General features: G+C 58.4%; 16 protein-coding genes. 10 read left to right on the forward strand and 6 right to left on the reverse strand.

Going from position 1 to position 17967, the window contains the following annotated elements; translation table 11 throughout:
• The first annotated feature begins 22 nt into the window (after positions 1-22).
• The 4 genes from AB8808_RS08565 to AB8808_RS08580 all read left to right on the forward strand — a co-directional run bounded on the left by AB8808_RS08565 (position 23) and on the right by AB8808_RS08580 (position 3059).
• Positions 23-346 (forward strand): hypothetical protein, encoded by a 324-nt coding sequence (locus AB8808_RS08565; RefSeq protein ID WP_369928483.1) that lies wholly within the window; start codon positions 23-25, stop codon positions 344-346.
• A 680-nt stretch (positions 347-1026) separates the two neighbouring features.
• Positions 1027-1908, forward strand: coding sequence for a hypothetical protein (locus tag AB8808_RS08570; RefSeq protein ID WP_369928485.1), 882 nt, complete (start codon positions 1027-1029; stop codon positions 1906-1908).
• A gap of 169 nt (positions 1909-2077) precedes the next feature.
• Complete coding sequence (locus tag AB8808_RS08575; RefSeq protein ID WP_369928487.1) at positions 2078-2446, forward strand: hypothetical protein; 369 nt, start codon at positions 2078-2080, stop codon at positions 2444-2446.
• A gap of 100 nt (positions 2447-2546) precedes the next feature.
• A complete protein-coding gene (locus tag AB8808_RS08580) occupies positions 2547-3059 on the forward strand; it encodes a hypothetical protein (RefSeq protein WP_369928488.1) in 513 nt (170 codons plus the stop codon).
• Between the two features lie 162 nt (positions 3060-3221).
• Here the strand turns inward: AB8808_RS08580 and AB8808_RS08585 are convergent, their stop codons facing one another.
• Positions 3222-3521, reverse strand: coding sequence for a hypothetical protein (locus AB8808_RS08585; RefSeq protein ID WP_369928490.1), 300 nt, complete (start codon positions 3519-3521; stop codon positions 3222-3224).
• A gap of 285 nt (positions 3522-3806) precedes the next feature.
• Here AB8808_RS08585 and AB8808_RS08590 point away from each other — a divergent pair, with 285 nt between their 5' ends.
• The 5 genes from AB8808_RS08590 to AB8808_RS08610 all read left to right on the forward strand — a co-directional run bounded on the left by AB8808_RS08590 (position 3807) and on the right by AB8808_RS08610 (position 10535).
• Positions 3807-5531, forward strand: a complete 1725-nt coding sequence (locus tag AB8808_RS08590; RefSeq protein ID WP_369928492.1) for a MobA/MobL family protein — start codon at positions 3807-3809, stop codon at positions 5529-5531.
• 328 nt (positions 5532-5859) lie between these two features.
• Positions 5860-7020 (forward strand): HNH endonuclease, encoded by a 1161-nt coding sequence (locus AB8808_RS08595; RefSeq protein ID WP_369928494.1) that lies wholly within the window; start codon positions 5860-5862, stop codon positions 7018-7020.
• Positions 7017-8264 carry a nucleotidyltransferase domain-containing protein gene (locus tag AB8808_RS08600; RefSeq protein WP_369928496.1) on the forward strand — a complete coding sequence of 416 codons (1248 nt, stop codon included), beginning with the start codon at positions 7017-7019 and terminating at the stop codon, positions 8262-8264. Before AB8808_RS08595 ends, AB8808_RS08600 begins: the two co-directional genes overlap by 4 nt.
• Positions 8257-10002: a ThiF family adenylyltransferase gene (locus AB8808_RS08605; RefSeq protein WP_506193254.1), complete on the forward strand. Its 1746-nt coding sequence runs from the start codon at positions 8257-8259 to the stop codon at positions 10000-10002. The genes AB8808_RS08600 and AB8808_RS08605 overlap by 8 nt, the downstream gene beginning before the upstream one ends.
• 56 nt (positions 10003-10058) lie before the next feature.
• The gene (locus AB8808_RS08610) at positions 10059-10535 is read left to right on the forward strand and encodes a Mov34/MPN/PAD-1 family protein (RefSeq protein WP_369931354.1); all 477 of its coding nucleotides are present in this window, start codon (positions 10059-10061) and stop codon (positions 10533-10535) included.
• On the opposite strand, the gene AB8808_RS08615 is transcribed toward AB8808_RS08610, so the two are convergent.
• From AB8808_RS08615 to AB8808_RS08635, 5 genes are all read right to left on the reverse strand, one after another.
• Positions 10490-10885 carry a cation diffusion facilitator family transporter gene (locus tag AB8808_RS08615; protein ID WP_369928499.1) on the reverse strand — a complete coding sequence of 132 codons (396 nt, stop codon included), beginning with the start codon at positions 10883-10885 and terminating at the stop codon, positions 10490-10492. The two genes, AB8808_RS08610 and AB8808_RS08615, sit on opposite strands and share 46 nt — an antisense overlap.
• 368 nt (positions 10886-11253) lie before the next feature.
• Entirely contained in the window at positions 11254-12543 is a 1290-nt protein-coding gene (locus AB8808_RS08620) for a retropepsin-like aspartic protease (RefSeq protein ID WP_369928501.1), read from the reverse strand.
• Positions 12544-12589: 46 nt separating this feature from the next.
• Positions 12590-13363 (reverse strand): hypothetical protein, encoded by a 774-nt coding sequence (locus tag AB8808_RS08625; RefSeq protein WP_369928503.1) that lies wholly within the window; start codon positions 13361-13363, stop codon positions 12590-12592.
• Positions 13364-13431: 68 nt separating this feature from the next.
• The gene (locus AB8808_RS08630) at positions 13432-15585 is read right to left on the reverse strand and encodes a peptidase domain-containing ABC transporter (RefSeq protein WP_369928505.1); all 2154 of its coding nucleotides are present in this window, start codon (positions 15583-15585) and stop codon (positions 13432-13434) included.
• Between the two features lie 23 nt (positions 15586-15608).
• A complete protein-coding gene (locus AB8808_RS08635; protein ID WP_369928507.1) occupies positions 15609-16859 on the reverse strand; it encodes an HlyD family secretion protein in 1251 nt (416 codons plus the stop codon).
• A 945-nt stretch (positions 16860-17804) separates the two neighbouring features.
• On the opposite strand from AB8808_RS08635, the gene AB8808_RS08640 reads away from it, so the two are divergent.
• Positions 17805-17948: a hypothetical protein gene (locus AB8808_RS08640; RefSeq protein WP_506193255.1), complete on the forward strand. Its 144-nt coding sequence runs from the start codon at positions 17805-17807 to the stop codon at positions 17946-17948.
• Positions 17949-17967: the final 19 nt, after the last annotated feature.

A 17967-nucleotide genomic window follows, 5' to 3' on the forward strand; every position in this document is an offset into this window, starting at 1 on the left:
TAGTCGAAGACAAGGATGAGCTGTGCCTATCAGTTGGGAGTCGAAGGCTGAAGATGATCTTGAAATCATCTACGAGTTAAGGAAAAACTTTGCTGGCGTTTCCTCGGCGATTGCGTTGGAAAAAAGGATTTATGCGCTAATTGACCATATCGAGCAAGACAGGGTGAGTCATGTTCCGGAGTTTCCACCCGCACCGGAGTGCCGGCAGAATGTGCCACCCAATCATTACATCGTCTACACCCGCCTCGCCGGCAACACTAACATCATCCGTATCCGAACCATCCGTCCACCGCCTTATGGATGGGGCTACAGCGGAGGCCTTGATGATTACAGCGATGACGAGTGATCCCGGAACGAATGCTTAGGCCCTTGGCGTAGCCGCCTTGTAGAATTGGGACGGGGCATTCGAATGTTCCGCACCCATGTTCTGCACCCATATGTAGTGATCTAAGCTGCACTCGGAAGTTCGCCAGCCACTGGGCCGTTGCCGGATGCCGGGAATCCGGAGAAGCCCGACAAAGCGCTGCGTGGGGTGGCCGGCCGCAGTCATAGAGCGCATTGGCCGATCGCGGGAGTGGAATCGCAATCTCCGTTCTTCGGGGAGCGTTCAACGGAGCAGACAGTTGTGTTGCCGCCGTCCACGCAGGCGGATGACACCTTCCGGACTATGAGCGCCGCGGTGTCATCTTAGGACCGCACGCCCTCCAACATGTCTGGCATCCAAACTTCGGGCCGTGCGCTGGGTAGACAGCCGAAGCCTCGTGCTTATCCGGCAGGTCGTGGAGCCCCCGACTCATGGACGCGGCGTGCCAGCATGATGCCGTGGGTCTCGCCCCACAGTTCCCGCCAGGCGGTGGTGAGTTTGTCTCGTCGAGTGTTGTAGGCTCCGCCCCATTTCATCTCATCAGCGGCCGTCAAACTGGGCGGCCGCTAGCGGTAACGCGTAGGCACCGCTCGGTATTCCCCGATAGCCGGGTCGAGGTGACCACCAAAGTGTTGGTAGGCATTCCTATATAGGCCCGATCCATGAATATTCCTCGTGCTGAGGTGATAAAGGTCTTCGAAACGAAGTGGTCGTCTTCAGCGCCTAACCATGCGCTGGTGCAGGAAAGTTTGGCTAAAGCATTCGACAAATTCGTGGCGGAGCAATTGGCGGATAAGCACTTCATCCAAGAGTTGGTAAATGGCACAGATGCCTCCTTTGCTCAGCGATTGGGCGAAATTCAACTCGCGATGCGGATGACGCAAGCTGGGTTCTCGCTAAGCAGCGGGTCCAAGGGTCCCGATCTGCTTGCCACGAAGGACGGGCAGCGAATATGGCTCGAACTGATCACTCCGGAGCCCAAAGGCATCCCGGCGGAGTGGGTTAATCCGAAGAATGGCGTATTTTCGTTTCCGCATGAGAAGATCTTGCTCCGGTGGACCGCGGCCATCAGAGAGAAAGCGACAAAGGGACAGCGTTATTTAGAGCAAGGGGTCATCGGAGCAGGAGAGCCTTACGTCATCGTGGTGAACGATACATTGCTTAATGCACGGCCTGGCTTCCTGCATGGAATCAGCCAGAAGCCGTTTGCTGTCGAAGCGACGCTAGCTGTGGGTCCGTTGCAGATGCACATTGACCGAACCACATTGGAGGCGGTCAGCACCGACCATCAGCACAGGCCTCACATCACCAACCACAATAAAGCACAGGTGCCAGCAGATACCTTCTTCGACCCTGCTTACAAGCACGTGAGCGCGGTTATGGGCGTAACGTTTGCGATCAGCGATATTTGTCGTGATGCGTGGGTTAACCACTTAGTGCACAACCCTCGGGCAGTGGTTCCACTGGCGCACGGATGCATGCCAGCAGAAGAAGAGTGGGCGTGCACGGAGTCCGCCACGCAATATTCTGTCTATCAAGTTTGAGGAAGAAGGCGGAATTTATAGCCATAGTCCGGCAGGATCGAGGCTTCTTACACTTTGGACTGTCCGGTCATAACCCGGTGATAGGGCGCGTTGCTCTGCCCGCTGCGAGGCCCAGGTGTGAGCTGGGCTCGATCACGATGGCCGGAAAGCATCTTCAGGAGAAAGCATCATGAGCACACAACCCCCGAAATGGGACATCTACCTTCAAAGCCTGACGGTCGGCGAGCTTCAGCGCCACTTGCCGTTGCTAGGAACATTCGAACGAATCACGATGTATAACCGAGATCGCACCTGGATCTTGCTGGCTTCTCAAGACGTAGACGTGGCAACGTCTGATGTGGACGAACTCAAAAGACTTCTTCCGGGCCTTGCGGAAAGTTACAGGTTCGCATCGCAGGAAAGGCAAGTTGACCACAAGCGTGCATTCCGTTCATACGTTGACTTTGTCGAGGTGTGTCACCTTTTGGCAGACCAGGATGTGGGCGGAGATGACTATCACGACCCAGATCAATTGCTCTCCACGATGATGGCTAGATAGTGGGAGCCGTATGAGCATGTGCGAACCAAGAGGGAAGGGAATCCATCCCCCGCATCAAGCGTTCTACATTCAAAGCATGCTTTTCAACACGAGCTCTGCCGTGCGCTCGGTTGAATCGGTCAATGCGATGCTGGAAGCCGCGCAAAAAAATAGTCCTGACGACCTGTATGGGTCCCTGTATGGAACGGGGCTGCTTTCCGAGTTGCAGAACCTGATCGTCCACGCGGGGGCACTCTCCCGATACCTGTGGGCGGCCAATCCGGAGCATCGCTGGCGTGGGGCTGAACTGCGAGGAGCGCTCCAAATCGCCGATGAACATCCGTTGAGAAATCGAGATCTTCGGAACGCTGTCGAACATTTCGATGAAAAACTCGACGATTACCTCGCTGGAGGTCTGGTCGGCCACATCGTTCCCGAATACATCGGGCCCATGCCGACCTCAAACGGTGTTCCGTTACATCTCTTTCGCGCTTATTACGTGGACACGGCAAGGTTTCAACTTCTGGACAAGAGCTACGAGATCCAACCGATCGTGACGGCGGTATGGGACGTGCATAAGAAGTTGTTGAAGATGGATCAGTCCGGCGGCATGTTTGGTCGTGGACGCACTTAGCGTCGGCAGAAGGTCAAATAACCTGTAGCCAGGGGACCACGATTCGAAGCACGGAAATGTGGTGCCATGCCCATGCAGTCATCTACTTTTGGTGCGAACCTGCCGCTCCGCCAGGCAGTGCTGGCAGACGATCCAGCGCCGCCGTTTTCGCGCACCCAGGAGTCAGCCGTAGGACAAACATTGCGGCGTGGGCGAGCCTAGGCGAAGGGATAAGTCGGCCAATGTGGTGTTCGCCCACATGGCCAGGGCCGTCAGGGCCGACGAAAGCAGACAGGGCGTGGCGAACTTGGCATCCGTCCGTGTTTCGTAAGTCATGAGGTCGCTCCTGAAGTGAGAAGAGGACGCCTCGAACTGATCGTTTGAGGTGACACCGGAAGGCGAAAAAGCCACTGCAAAATCCAGACGCGCAAGCAACATGCAAACGTGCAAGCAACAATCAAAAGCAAAGAGCGCGTCTTCCATGTTGTGCCAACATGACGCTCACAGCAAAACAGACGCTAAGGCATCGAGCCAAGCACTGCGTAGAGCGCAACGAGCATCCCGGTCCCCAGGTTGCTCAGCCCTGCCATCGCGCGTGACGTCGGTCACGTAACCGGCGAAGCAGTATGTCAAGGATGCTTGACATGCCTAAGCGTTCTGGTTGGATGGTTTGCAGGGGCGGGCTGCACTGGGTTGGCCGCCGCTGCATGTTTTGGTCATGGATGACCGATCGTCGCCTGTGCTCAGGCGACTTCATCAGGAGGATGAATGTCTCTGCACGCCCGCCCCCACCTTGAAACCCACCGGCGTTCGTCGGGCCACTCGGCCGTCGCTGGCGTCGCTTACCGCCTCGGCCTTCGGCTGCTCGACCGGCGCACGGGCATCTGGCACGACTATCGAAAGCGCAAAATCGGCGAAGAGATCGTCCGGGCCCTCACCATCGCCCCGGAGGGCGCCCCGGAGTGGGCGACGGATCCGGACGAACTCTGGAACCGCTGCGAGGCAGCCGAGAAGCGGAAAGACAGCCAGGTCGCACGCGACTACCGGATCCCGATCCCGTTCGGCTTGACCGACCAGCAAGCCGGTGACATGGCGGAAGAGATGGCTCGCTTCATCAGTCGCCAGCTGCACACCGCAGTGTCCCTAGGTTTGCACCGTGACAGCAACATCGATGCACTGGGTGCAGAGAAGCCCGAGGGAAAGATCGGCTTTCACGCGCACTTGTATTTCCCGACCCGGCGCTTGGAAGAGATCGTGACTGAGGGTGGCTCTTCGGAGTGGGGGGCCGGTGCGAAGCTGGTTCTTCTCTCGAACAAAAATACGTCGAGCGGGTTTGTCGAGCAGTTGAACGAGCGCTGGGCGGAGCTGGCGAACAAATACACGGCCGCAGTCGGTCTGATCGCCGACTTCGACCATCGCAGCTACGTCCGGCAGGAACTCCCCGTTACGCCGCAGCCAACTCTCGGGCCAGCCGTGACTGCCATGGAACGCCGCGGGTTCTTCACTCGCCGCGGTGACGCCCTCCGCGGGGACATCCTGATGCCGTCCCTTGTCTATGAAGCGGCGCACGCCGTGGACCTATCGGACCAGCGCGCGCGGGCGGCCGACGACGTGGTGCGCGAAGCCGTGGCACGTGTGCTGCCCCAGCAGCAGGTGGCGCCGTCCACGGCGGACCAGGCTGACGTGGCACGGGTCGTTGTTGCGACGGTGGCGGCTCCTAACGAGCCGGAGCGCATTACAGACCCGGATCCGTCCCCGCCCCAGGCGCCGGCCCCGCTGGGGCCTCGGCCGGCAGCTTGGGAGCAGGCGGACACCGGGTCCTTCACATCGCGCTTCATGCAGATGGTGCCGCTGGCCGCAACGGCCGAAGAGGCGGAGGTGCTGACACGGCTGGAGAAGGTCGTCCGGGCGATCGAGCGGGCGCTATCTGGCCTCGTGCTCTTGGCCAGGAAGCTGCGCGGGCTGGGAGAGGACCGGGACCGGAGAATGGCGGCCAAGCTCGACATGGATTACCAGCTCGACGGTGCACGTCAGACCCGCGCAGCCGCAGAAAGGCGCGTGCGGGCATGGGAAGCTGGCCATCCATGGCAGATGAAAGCAGCGCGAGCGCTGCAGGGGGGCGATGGCAAGCCCAAGGAGTGGAACCAGCTCCACGACCAGGTCGGGATCGCCGACGGGCACGTGCAGCGCCTGAAAGCGGCGGCGCGTCGGCACCAGGCCGTGCTGGACGACCTTACCGGGGACATCACCCTGACGACCGCCGAACAGGGGCGGCAGATTGCAACTTTGGGGGAGGCGGTGGGCGCTTTCGTGGCGGTCCGGCCTGACCTGGCGCCGCAACTGATGGCGGCGGCTTACGATGATGAGCGGCGGTGGCTGGATCACGTGCTGGACGTCTCGGTTCCCGGCTCAGGTCCGGAGACCGAGGGCCGCAAGCCTGAGGAACCAGCTCTCCGGATGCGTCCCGATTCGCCCGTGCGGAGAATGGCCTAACGGGCCGCTTTTGCAGCGCGGTCCTGCATGTGTTTCTTCCGCTCGAATGGTGGTGGGGCAACCCCCGCTGCTTGATTGGTCCGGTCAATCCGGCTCCCTCTCAAAGCATCTAGGCTGCAAACCAGGGCACGGTGCGCGGACGCTTGACTGCCCTATGTCCGCCCGGAACGGTCTCAGACGATGCGACAGGAAGGCCCTACTGTGGATTTTGAGAACTGTGCCCTTGATTTCTTGCGGTTAGCCTTCATCTGCCGAGACAAGGGGCTGTCACCATGGGAATTGCTTGGGATGCGTTCCTTTTCGCCAACGGATGGAAATGGGGAGAGGCATGGCAGGATCGAACCGATCGAACACGGGAAAAAAGGCACTGGATGCGGTCTGGATCCGTGCCGCTGGTCACTGTGAACTGTGCAGCAAAGACCTCACGCAGGACCGGATCACGCTGACCCCCGCCAAATTGGGGCAGGTGGCACATATCCTCCCAGCCAGTCCGGACGGTCCGCGGTCGACGGACGGTCATACGGTTGATACCGCAGAAGCGCTGACGAACGATCCTGGCAATTTGATGCTGCTGTGCGCCTCTTGTCATGTAGACATTGACAAGACTCCGCAAGGGTATCCGGCCCAAGACCTGACCTTTCAGCATGAAGCGTTTTTGGAGGCGGTGAAATTTGCAGTAAGCAGCGCGCACTCAAACCCGGGCACTGGATTGATCGTGCTGGGGCGACACTTCCAGACAAAGGTGAGGATCGATCCCAGCCAGCTGCAAGCGGCGATGTGGCGAGATTGCATCAGGCCCTTGGGAGATCCCCTTGTTGTTGAACTGCCTGAGCCTGACGACGAGGGCAGGGATGACCGCTATTACCGATCCGTGCGCAGCCAACTAGGCAAACATATCCGCCGAGATCTCAGCCCGGCCCGCAGCTTGCTTGGCGACGAGCCTTGGGTGGGCGTGGCCGCTATCGCGGACATCCCGAGCTTGGTGATATTGGGGCACATGTTGGGTGATAGGCGGCGGCGAAAAATATATTCGTCTGACCGAGCAACTGGGCTTGTTTGGCCGGATGGTAGTGCGGTCCCGTCGCCGTTCTCATTCGAGTTCAGTGGCGATGGGGATCAGGCACGGCCCGTCGCCCTCGTCGTGTCCATCTCCGCGCTCATTCCAAATCGCGATGTCAACGCCGTCCTTCCGGACGCCAACATTGCACGCTTCACCGCCGGTGCTCCCGCGTATACATATGTCCAAAATGCTGATTTTATCGGCCACTTTCGCGATCAACTGCAACGTCGACTGAGCGAGTTAGAAGCGCACTCGTCACAGCCAATCCATGTGTTCCCGGCGATTCCTGCCGCGCTTGCTATCGAGTTTGGAGCACTGCTCTCGACCAATCATCAGCATGGCTACTGGATCTACGACCGCGATGGCCCAACCGATGCCTTCCGGCGTCATGTGTCCCTCGATCACCTTTCTAAGGAAAACGCTGCATGAATCCTCGGTTCGATGAAACTCAGTTGAAGAGCTGGGAGGCCACCCTGTTTGAGGCCGCGCACGCGATCTCGCTGCCAGAAAGCCTTTACAACACTATTTCGGAGCGCTACGGCACCCTGGAAGGGATATTGCAGGCTGCCGATGACCCTATTCTTCGGCGGGCGCACGTGTTTCCCCAAGGGTCGATTCGGCTGCGCACCGCTATCAAGCCGGCACCGGGCGCGACGGGTGATTTGGGGACGGTGGATGCAGACGCCGTGGTCTGGCTGGAACATGCAAATGACGCAGACCACAACCATGTCCTCGAAGCGATAACCGAGCGGTTCGAAGGAGGTGCGCGTGTGAACGCGCCAATCGAGCCGCTGCGCCGAGGCATTCGTATCGTTTACGCAGATGAAAATCCGGGGTTTCACATCGATGTGACTCCCGCCCGGAACGTTCGTGCCAATAGTGGAAAACACGGCCACGGCGCCCTTCAAGTTCCTGATCGGACAGCAGGCTGGAAGGCGAGCAGCCCGATTGCTTATTGCGACTGGCTGGACGAAGTAGCCAACATGACGCTGCCCGTGCTTGCGATGGAGTCACTCACCGCTCGAAAGATGACGTTCGACGCCTCCCAGGAAGACATGCCAGCTTATGGCGAATACGTGGACGCGAACGTTCTACGAGCCACCATCAAGTTGTTGAAGCGCCACCGTGATATGTGGGCTATGGAAAATCCGATGCGCGACTATCGACCAATTTCCGCAGTTCTCACAACGCTCGCGGGGCTTGCCTACGAGCACATGTCGCACGGATCCGCTCTGATCGTTCGCCGTCCCATCGAGGCGATCATGGAACTTGTGGAGATCATGCCGCAATTCATCAACGGCAATTTAGGCCACTGGCAGGTCTGTAATCCTGTGGACGGTGGGGAAAATTTCGCCGAGAAATGGAATCGGCCCGACGGCCATAAATACCGAACTGCTTTCTTCGATTGGCACCAGAGCGCGAAAGCATCGTTCCATTTGGGTCTTCGTGAGACTGCGTCGCTCGAATCGTTCCAGGAAGACATGAGCCGATCGTTCGGGACTAGCCGAACTTTGCTTGACAGTGTGTTGAAGGACCTTCCCGCGAATTGGAGCATTCCTGGTTTGGCCCCCGGAGTAACGCGCGCATCGCTTGCATTGCGCGCGCTAAGTGGGGAGGCTGTTGCTGGTCGCGCTTCTCAGCGTCACGTAGGTTCGGTCGATCGCCTTGGCTGAGACGACGGTGGATCCGGCGATTCAGCGCGGCGTCGAGCAACTCAGACGCTGCTTTGGTGACGCCGCGCTTTATCTCGAAGAAACGAAGACAGCGGGCAGTGAAGCCGCTGCCTTCTATTTTGCTCTGCCACCAGATTACCTTGGGAAAAAACGTCGCCTCAGAATTGGATTTCCGACAGCATTTCCCTATCTTCCGTTGGATTTTTCGATTACGCCTTCCCCGCGTGTGGATTGGCCGCATTGCATGGAGGACGGGCTCTGCCTTTACACCGACGGTGAGCAACCCGTTACATCGACGCCTGAAGCGGCGGTCGATGAGGCGATCGAAAAGGCTTTCGCGCTGATTCGCTTTTCCCTTGCCGAAGCTGACCAAGGCCGACGAGATGCGGAATTTGCCAGGGAAATTCGATCTTACTGGATGATGCAGCAGGCAGTCACGCCATACCGCTTGACGTTAGTGGGGGTGCCGGCATGCAGCGGATCCCTCTATGTGGTGAGTGATCGATCGGACTTGCAGCGACGAAATTTTCGATACATCGCCGCATCACATTACGAGGAAATCTCTTCTTTCGAGCAGCGATTCGATAGGCGCGCTCTGCCTCAGCGCTCGACGGCCAAGGCGGGTTTTTTCGCGCGACTGAAAAGTTCACCGCCGGCTCGGCTTCCGACAGCTGATTTCATTACGTGGTTGATCCCTCACCTCGTCGAGGAAGACATCCCAGCATTCATGCAGTGGACAAAAGACAGCGCCGATCTCGCCTCTCGTTGGCTCGTCGTGAGTCTTCCCGTGGAAGGCCTCGCGATTCACACGTTTCACCTTCGTAGCTTGGAAATTGACCGCGGACGAGCCCGTGTATACGGGCGTCGGTCAGCCCGCCGAACATCAATCCGGGCGTCAAATAGGCGTTACTCCGCGGAGTTCACGCCGACTGACGTCATGGATCCGATCGTCATTCATCATCGAGCCGGTCCCGGTGTTCAAGCTCTCATGGCGAAGCGCGCAATATTGGTCGGCGCCGGCTCTTTGGGAGGCGAGATCGCGGTGCTTTTGGCGCGGTCAGGCGTGGGCAGTTTGACGCTTGTGGATGCGGACCGGTTTGAAGACGTCAACATAGGTCGGCACGTTCTGGGCACGCAGGCGCTCGGCGAAGTCAAAGTGCATGCCTTGCGTGCCCGTATTCTTAGGGACGTGCCCAGTGTCTGCGTGACGGCTATTCCATGTCCCGTTCAGGCCGGCGGCGCTGCGCTTAAATCAGAACTTGAAAAGGCGGACGTTGTTATCGTTACCACTGCAAACTGGCCATCGGAAGAGTATCTGTGGAGTTTGAAGTCGGCCGGGGCAAATTGGTCATTGATTCATGCGTGGAGTGAGCCGCATGGTTTCGTTGGCCATGCCCTGGTGGCCCCGTCCGGTGGCTATGACGCCCGTAGGCTGTTTGACCGAGGGAGGTTCACCTCTCGGTTCTCGAATTGGCCGAACAATGGCGTGTATGCCTTGCCCGCGTGCGGGGCAAGTTACATTCCGGGGGCGCCGGTTGCGCTGACCCGCATCGCGGGAATGACGGCTCAGTTGGCATTAGCTACGTTGACGGAGCAGCCTGCCAATCCTAGGTGGCACTCGACGGTAGGAAATCTGGATCAGCTACTCAAACATGGAGGCTCTTACGAAGGTCCCAGTCTGCCTGAAGGAGCTCATTTTCTTGAACGTGAGATGCCTTGGCCCGAGGCATTGGTTTGAACGATTCACCGGTTTCGTGGACTTGGTCATGGCCAGACTTCGGCGTGGATCTCCTCGTGAGCGCTGCGGCGCGTGACGTATTGCATGCGAGCCGTCAAGCTACCGGCGGTATCGAGCGGGGAGGGCTTCTCTTCGTTGATAGCGGCGACGTTCGCGGCCTGATCTTATCCTTAGTGACGCCTTCGCACCCAGATGATAAAGCCGACTCTCATGCGCTCCTGCTCAGCGATGCTCGCTGCCGGTTAGAGATTGAAACAGCCAACGAGCGTGGACTGAGGTTGATCGGCTTTTGGCATTCGCATCCCGAGACGGTTCCTCATCTTTCTGGAACAGATATCGCAAGCTTCAAGTCATTTGGTCGTCGAAACAACGTGGACATGCCCTGGCCGGTCGCAATCATTGTTGGGCGCAGCATGTCGGTCGACGGTATAAGGGCGTGGTCTATACGACCTTCTGGCATATATGCTGCGCAGTTTGTCGCCCCTCTTTACACGTGCGTCGAAGAGTCAAAAGCGACTAAGTCTGGCCGGTAAAATTCTTGCGGCCAGATAGACCGGCGGACCGCCCCGGCAAGATTATCCAGCAAGCGACCTATAAGGAGTTTGCGCGGCATCAGCCTCAATATACATGCGTAGGCACCCCGTCCCACCCGCCGCACATGAAGGTCCGTGATGTGGGCCTGCGGCAGGTTCGTCGCGATGACGTCGCGGACTTCCTGGATCACCGGACTGTCCATCTTGGCATCGAGCAGGATATTTCCGGACTCTCTTAAAAGGCCGATTGCCCAGCGGGCGACCAGCACTGAACCCGCGATGCCCATGACGGGGTCCAGCCACGAAGCGCCGTAGAACTTGCCGCTAAGCAGGGCAACGACCGTCAGCATGGATGTCGCCATATCGGCGATGACATGGATGTAAGCCTAGCGCAGGTTGGCCGTGATGGTGTTCATGGCCATAGGTCGACAACCGGCATCGTAACGACGCTTTTACTCACAATGGTATGTAGCGGAGTATTGATAGAACTTCGGTGATCGGCCAACTCCAGCGATGATAGGTTCAGAGGCTCGGACGATCCGAGCCGAACCGTCGCAGGTTTGGAATGCTTCTGAACTGCAAGGGGCGAGAGTTGCTGCCGGCTCTGAACAGTCGACTTGGATATTGCCCTCGGCATCGGGGATCTTGGATGCGCCAAAGTGGAGAGGGCTACATCCCGATAATCCTACAAAAACCAAAGATGCGATCAGCCAGCGCATCATTGAGTCGATCCGTGTAATGAATCGGTCAAACACAGACTGTGTCCCTGAAGATTGAAATCAAGCGCGCCTGAGGCAAGAAAACCGTTGCCCAGCACATAGTTCGCGAGCGTCTTTGGTGAATCGACCTGCCGGACTGTGACCGTAAATGGCTTTGAATCGGAGCTGAGCGTCATCTGAGACCATCCAAAGTGTTGACGGCTTCTGCCGGCGAGTGTCGTAGCCTCTACGATCGAGGACGCCTGCGCAGGGTCGGACGATGGCGGCGTGTGATCGTCCAGTGTGTCTGAATTACCGGTGTCGACAAAAACGGATTGCCACCGGTCATTCACGAGCAACTTCGCCACCAGACCGACGCCGATCCCATCTGCATGACCACCCATATCGAGGTTGCCCAGCGCGCACGTCGAGCGTCTGGCGTCGTAAGGATGAAGCCCCTTGTCGTCCAACTTGAATGCTCCATAGATCCTCAGGATCAGATCCAGCCCTACCACTGACATGGGAACGTCAGTGACGAAGACCTCGACGTTTTCCAATTGAACATCGCCTATGCCGATCGAAGGCAGGACCGCAACACTCCCTTTCACTGATTTTGGCAAGCCTTCGGCAGACGGCATGGTGACCACGACATTGCGCTCGTCCCGAGCGCCCAGCGCTTTGGCGTCGCTTTGGTTCAGGATGGTGCGCTGGTTACCGGTGTCGAATAAGGCAACAACAGAGCGACCCTTGGAAGTCACAGATAGGTATCTCCCTCCGGCGGGCAATTCCCCTGGGTTGGCCCATGCAACGGTGGATTTAGGAGGATGCTCCACGCGAAACGCCGACTGCTTTGCCGGACCGGCGTCACCTTCGAGGCTGCGGATGGCGATGTCGGGTCGCTTGAGCTGGTCGGACAGCAGGGGATAAATACGAGACCTCGCGGATTTGGCAAAGGCGTCACGTTCGGCTCGTCGCCCCTGGATGGAGAGCGTTCCCGCGGTCAGTTCAGCGCAAGCGGCGGCCAACACGATGTTTGTGCTCTTGTCAATCGCCTTGTCGTAACACGTTCGGGACGCGGTTGCCGATGCGTCAGCGCGTAGCTCAGCCCTGTCGACCAGAGCATCTATATAGAGGCGAAAGAGCGGATCCTGGCTTTTCGATTGAAGCGCCCTAAGCGCTTCAACATTTCCCGCATAAACCAGGGACGAGATGGTGCCGTTGTCGCTCGGGCGGACGTAGGTAGTGGCCGACAACGCACACGCGCTGGCGAGGAGAGTGACGGACATGCCGATCTGAAAAGAACGCTTCATTGATCAAATCCGGGGCTGCTAGCCCCGGATCCTTGCGGTTGTTGGGTTAGTAGGGGTAGCCGATGCCAATTCCGGCATTCCAGCCGCTCTTGGTGCTATGAGAGAGGTTGATTTCGAAGTGCTGGCCCGGGTGAGCCGAATCTTCGAACTTCACATACTTCTCCGTATCGCCCGTGCCGCGAACAAAGCCCGCCGTCACATGGATGGACCCATTGTCATACAGGGTGGTCGAAGCGGTCTCCGAAGTCGCACCGCTGGAATCCAAGCTGATGCCAATGGACGAACCTGCCACGGGGCTGTAGCTCAGCTGGATGTGATCAGGTGAGTTTGAGTTCACATCAAAGCCGAAGTGGAGGGCGCCGTAGGCGCCGGATCCGCTGATCGACTCGGAGTAGTTGCCATTGGCCCAGTTAAGGGCGGCGCTGACTTGCTCTCCGCCGGTCATGGTGTAGGTGTTGGTGACGCCCGCGGCCTGCTGGGACATCGCGGCTCCGATCTTGTCCGATCCAATCGAGAAGCCGAAGTTCGCCCCGCTGATCTGCTGGTTCGCACCCCATGTGACGTTGGCATAAGGCGAAGCGAATCCACCGATGGAATCGTAGCCGGCCGGGAGGCCGCTGCCACCGCCGGAGGCTCCGCCACCGCCGTGGGGGGTTGAAGGCGAGCCACCGATCGTTCCGCCTCCTGGAGGGGGAGAGACCCCGCCACCGCCACCGCCTGGCCCGGTGACAATGACGGGTGGCTCCGTGCCGCCGTCGATGGGCCCCTTTTGCAAGCCGCCAGCCACATAGCGCAGCTCGGACTGCTTCAACTCACGCATGACATGCTCCTTGTGTCGGTGACGGCACACTGTGTGCCGTCATCCAAATTCGCCAAGCTGGCGAAAACTTATGCTGGCGCCAATGGCTCGGTGGCTTCCGGCTTTTTGATGAGCGAGCGAAGACGCCCGTTTGAAAGTTCCAAAATGCGATCGGCTGAGGCGACAGTCTCTGGGCGGTGGGAGACCAATATGCGTGTGATGTCCATCCGCTTGATTAGCGCCGTGATGTGGTTTTCGCGGGGAACGTCGAGGTGGCTGGTCGCCTCATCCAGCACCAGGATGCGTGGACGCCGGTAGAGAGCACGGGCCAAGATGATTCTCTGGCGCTGCCCTCCCGATAATGTTGACCCCATGTCGCCAATGTGGCTGTTGTAGCCCATCGGGAGAGCAAGGATGTCGGTATGGATGTCAGCCTGCTCGGCCGCATTCTGGACGCGTGAGAAGTCAGCTTCAGTAGAAAAAAAAGCGATATTGTCTGCGATCGTTCCAGAAAACAGTCGGTCGTCTTGGAGTGCCGACCCGAGCATGGATCTGTAGCGGGTTTTGCCCAACTGCTTGAGATCGACGCCCCCAATGAGGATCCGACCCACCTGGGGTTCGAGCAGCCCCAGAATAAGATGAAGCAACGTTGATTTTCCGCAACCCGAGGGACCGCTGATCGCGACGGACTCTCCTGGCTTAATCTCGAAGCTGGCTTGAGTGATGATCCAAGGGTCGCTGTCGGAGTATCGGAAGCTCACGTTGTCAAACTGGACCGATGGCATCGGGAGATCCCCGCTGTGGAACCCCTGCAGATGCGGCTCTGTGGGAGTCAGCACGATGTCGGCCAAGCGCTCGCCTTGAAGGCGGAGCAGTCGAAACTGGATGACATAGTCCACTAGCGCCGCGGATCGGTTCGTGAACTGATCCGCGTAGGTGGCGAATGCCATCAGCATGCCGGCGGAGAACCGGCCAGTCAGGGCGAGCGATGCGCCGACCCAAAGCACGGCGATCCGCTGGGTTCCGGAAATGATTCCTCCAGCAAGAGAGAACAGAAGGTTGAGGCGCTGAATCTCGACCCGAGTTTCTAGCGCGTCGGAGGTATCGCGTAAGAAGCGCGAAGTGTGACTTGCGGCTTGATTGTTGAGTTGGATGGTAGAAGCACCACGGATGGCTTCGATCAAGCTGGTCTGCTGGCGAGCGTCCGTCGTGATCTGGCTGAGATTGGCTTCCATGTAAGTGTGAAACCAAGCCACGCGGCTCAAGGAATAGACGACGGCACCAATCACGACAATGCCGGACAGCAGGGGGCTGTAGATCGCCATCAGCACAAGCGTTGCCAAGGACATCACCCCGTCCATCAGAGCACCAATCAGCTGAGTGGTCAGGTTTTGCTGGATCGTTCCGATCGCTCCAAATCGAGAGGTGACGTCACCGACGTTGCGGCGATTGAAGAACAGGAGCGGCAGGCGCATGAGGTGACGGAAGACATTCGCCGTCCAGTTCATCGAGAAGTGAGTGCTCACCCACGTAACAGTCCACGTTCGGAAAGCTGAAATGATTGACTGTGCGATCGTCAAGCCTAGAAAACCGCACCCGATCAGGGTCAGCAGGCTAACATCGTTATCGGCGATAACTTGGTCCACCAGGATCTGAAGAAACTGCGGCATGAAGAGCGCAATGACTTCTAGGGCGATGGCAAACCCAAACAGCCGCGCCATCGATGAGCGAAGGCCAACGACGGACCCGGCCAGTTTCCGGAGTGAAACAGGGGGTGGTGGTTGCTTACGGCGAAAGTCTGGCCCGGTCGTGAGTTCGAGGGCGACGCCGGTGAAGTGCTTAGATACCGTTTCAACGGAAAGGGTGACCCGGCCCCGGGCGGGATCATGAAGGATCACCTTGCCATCTTTGACGTTCGCCAAAACGACGAAATGGTCCATGTCCCAGTGAAGGATGCTAGGAGTTTGGAGCTGGTCTAATTCATCAAGGTCTAGACGGACCGGTCGATTGACGAAGCCGACCTCGTCCGACCAGCGCGTCAGATCTTCCAGAGTGCATCCCCGCGAGGATGAAGGAAATCGGCGCCGGAGCTCGGCAAGGTTGGCATGGTGGCCGTGCCAGCCCAAGAGCATTGCCAGGCAAACCAATCCGCATTCCGCTGTTTCCTGTTGCCGGACGACGGGGAGTCGTCGACGCCGGCCAAAGAACCGCGCGCGGTGAAGGGGGCTTTGATCTTCGTCCATGGTCGTTAAATTCGCGGCGGGGCTTAATTTTTTCGAGATGCCAAGATTGGCTCGAAGATCCAGTCGATCAAGCGTCGTTTCTCCAACAGCAAGTCCGCGTCCAGCGTCATTCCGGGAAGGAGCGGGTGAGAAGAGCCCTCCGCGGACACGCTCTGACGGGGCAGGGCCACTTCCAGCCGATACGTGGGAACTTGGTCAACCTGAGGCTGGCCCAGGAGCTGCATGACATCGTCAGGTGCCAGGGCGCTGATGGGAAGGTCGAGCACATGACCTTGAAGTGACCCGTATTTCTCGTAAGGGAAGGCATCCACGTGGAGCGATACCGGGTTCCCCGGTCGGGTGAGTCCAATCGCGCTTCCATTCACGAGGAACTCCGCGACTAGCTTGGAATGGTCCGGGACGACGGTAAATGCGGTCTGTCCGGCTCGGAGCGTCTGACCTGGGTGAATCACGACGTTCGTAATTCGCCCATCGATAGGGGCGATCAATTGTTCGGATCGCTCGGTTTCGGCCTTGGCCAGCTCTTGCGTTGCCACCGATAGCTTGGATTCGAGTTCGCTGACGTTGGCCCGCAACTGTTCGGGAGCATTTTTTAACGCTGCCTGGGTCGTTGTGATCCTGGCCGCCAAGTCTTCATGTTGGCGAGCCAGATCCTCTAGCGCCAATCGCTCGCTGTAGAGCGCGCCCTGCTGCTGTTGGACTTGAAGTGCCGAAACATAGCCCTTCGAAAGCAGGGGCTGAATCCGACTGAGCATCTGTTCCTGGAGCTGGATTTGCTGCCGTTGAATGCTAATGCTGCGAGCCAAATGCTCATCTTGGCGGAGGCTTTCGTCCAGTTGGTGCTGAAGGGATAGACTTTGTTCACGCGCCACGATCTTCTGTGAGGCAATATCACCATGAAGGCGTGTCTGATCCTCTCTCAACTGACCGGTAGCGATCGCCTCGGATGCACCCAAAGCGCGACTAGCGCGTTCGTTTGTCACAACGGCGATAGGGGTGCCCGATCGAACAAGCGTTCCCTCGCTTACCAGCACCTGCTCGACCGTGCCGCCTGATTTGGAAACCACGGACGACAGTCCTGCGGTGGGCACCAAGCGCCCGGTGATTCGGACCCGGTGAGAATACGTTCCAAACAAGCAAAGGAGCAAAAGCATTCCAGCAAATGCTAGGGATGCCGAAACGGTGTAGATGCGCTGGGGAGGGAGAATGATCGTCGCACGACCGAAGTTGCGGTCTGTGCCAAGAAGCGAAACTTCATGCCTGAATAGATCCATGGCGACGCGTCCCACACTCCCTGTGCTACTTCGATGCCGTATTTGCGCACGAACCAAAGAAGATGACAATGCGCAAGTTATGACGGTCCGTTCGTAATTTTTCGAGTCTGATCGTATTTCGTTTGAGTTCTACGGATGCCTGCACAGTCATTGCGCGATGATCGAAGTGGTCCGGATCACCGTCTTTGCTGAAGCAGAGAAGCAGGCTCTGGCATTTCTCGCGATGCTGCATCCTTACTATGATCCAGCATAAGTCGTCGAGCCGGGTGCAGCGCAGACCCCTTTATTGTCTGGCCTAATACAGGGGCAAATGGTGACGACGATTGCAGCGGGAAGGAAGGATGCCAGGCAGACGTGCTGAGAACGGTCTCCGCTACTAGGGAAGAACCGTGAAGCGTAGCCTGCCAACTGTTTTCCAGACGAAACATTCTGACGGCCAGACAGTTTCAGACCGGCGGACCGCCCATACAAGATTATCCAGGTGCATATTCTGACAAATGTGGCCACGTGATCTGGAACAGGCTGACCACCATAGGTGGAAATGGCGTTGTTCCTCGTTGTTGCTTCGCCGCGGCATGACGCAGCAGCCCCTTTATATAGATGGTGTCTCGGTTGCGGACGGACGCCAGTCTGGATCAGTCTGGCCACCATAACGGTCTCGTGGGCCGAGCAGAACGGGAGAGAAGCGGGTGCCACGGCGCGGGTTCGGGGCGAGAACCGGCCAGCCTGTTTCAGACGGTCAGGTCAGCGGCTGCGGATTGGGCAAATTGTCGAACTCAACCGCACCAAGCAGGGCGGGAATGGGCTAGAGCGCCGTGGAATCGGTCTTGACAGGAGGGAATCCGGGGGTAGGTTTCAGACCTTCCGCGGAGAGCCTCCATGCCTACGACACATTCTCAGCACGCGTTCTCGCCGACCAGAAAAGAAATCTGGCAGACGGCCTACATGCACGCGTTGACCACGCGTGATCCATGCGATGCGGAGGCGCAGGCCGACGATGCGGTGCGACGCTACGAAGCAAAGTGGAAGAGGCCGTCCATCCTCGATGGGATCGCCGAGCGAAATGCGCTTGCAGACGCCGATGCGTGATGTGGAGTTGGGGCGGGGG

It is taken from the genome of Xanthomonas sp. NCPPB 2632 (assembly GCF_041228075.2).
Classification (GTDB): Bacteria; Pseudomonadota; Gammaproteobacteria; order Xanthomonadales; family Rhodanobacteraceae; genus Luteibacter.

Bases quoted from the DNA above. Each gene is read 5' to 3' on its own strand.
- AB8808_RS08615 (WP_369928499.1), bottom strand. From the start codon at position 10,885: ATGCTGACGGTCGTTGCCCTGCTTAGCGGCAAGTTCTACGGCGCTTCG.
- AB8808_RS08640 (WP_506193255.1), top strand. From the start codon at position 17,805: ATGCACGCGTTGACCACGCGTGATCCATGCGATGCGGAGGCGCAGGCC.
- AB8808_RS08575 (WP_369928487.1), top strand. From the start codon at position 2,078: ATGAGCACACAACCCCCGAAATGGGACATCTACCTTCAAAGCCTGACG.
- AB8808_RS08620 (WP_369928501.1), bottom strand. From the start codon at position 12,543: ATGAAGCGTTCTTTTCAGATCGGCATGTCCGTCACTCTCCTCGCCAGC.
- AB8808_RS08635 (WP_369928507.1), bottom strand. From the start codon at position 16,859: ATGGATCTATTCAGGCATGAAGTTTCGCTTCTTGGCACAGACCGCAAC.
- AB8808_RS08590 (WP_369928492.1), top strand. From the start codon at position 3,807: ATGTCTCTGCACGCCCGCCCCCACCTTGAAACCCACCGGCGTTCGTCG.
- AB8808_RS08585 (WP_369928490.1), bottom strand. From the start codon at position 3,521: ATGGAAGACGCGCTCTTTGCTTTTGATTGTTGCTTGCACGTTTGCATG.
- AB8808_RS08600 (WP_369928496.1), top strand. From the start codon at position 7,017: ATGAATCCTCGGTTCGATGAAACTCAGTTGAAGAGCTGGGAGGCCACC.
- AB8808_RS08630 (WP_369928505.1), bottom strand. From the start codon at position 15,585: ATGGACGAAGATCAAAGCCCCCTTCACCGCGCGCGGTTCTTTGGCCGG.
- AB8808_RS08570 (WP_369928485.1), top strand. From the start codon at position 1,027: ATGAATATTCCTCGTGCTGAGGTGATAAAGGTCTTCGAAACGAAGTGG.
- AB8808_RS08595 (WP_369928494.1), top strand. From the start codon at position 5,860: ATGGCAGGATCGAACCGATCGAACACGGGAAAAAAGGCACTGGATGCG.
- AB8808_RS08625 (WP_369928503.1), bottom strand. From the start codon at position 13,363: ATGCGTGAGTTGAAGCAGTCCGAGCTGCGCTATGTGGCTGGCGGCTTG.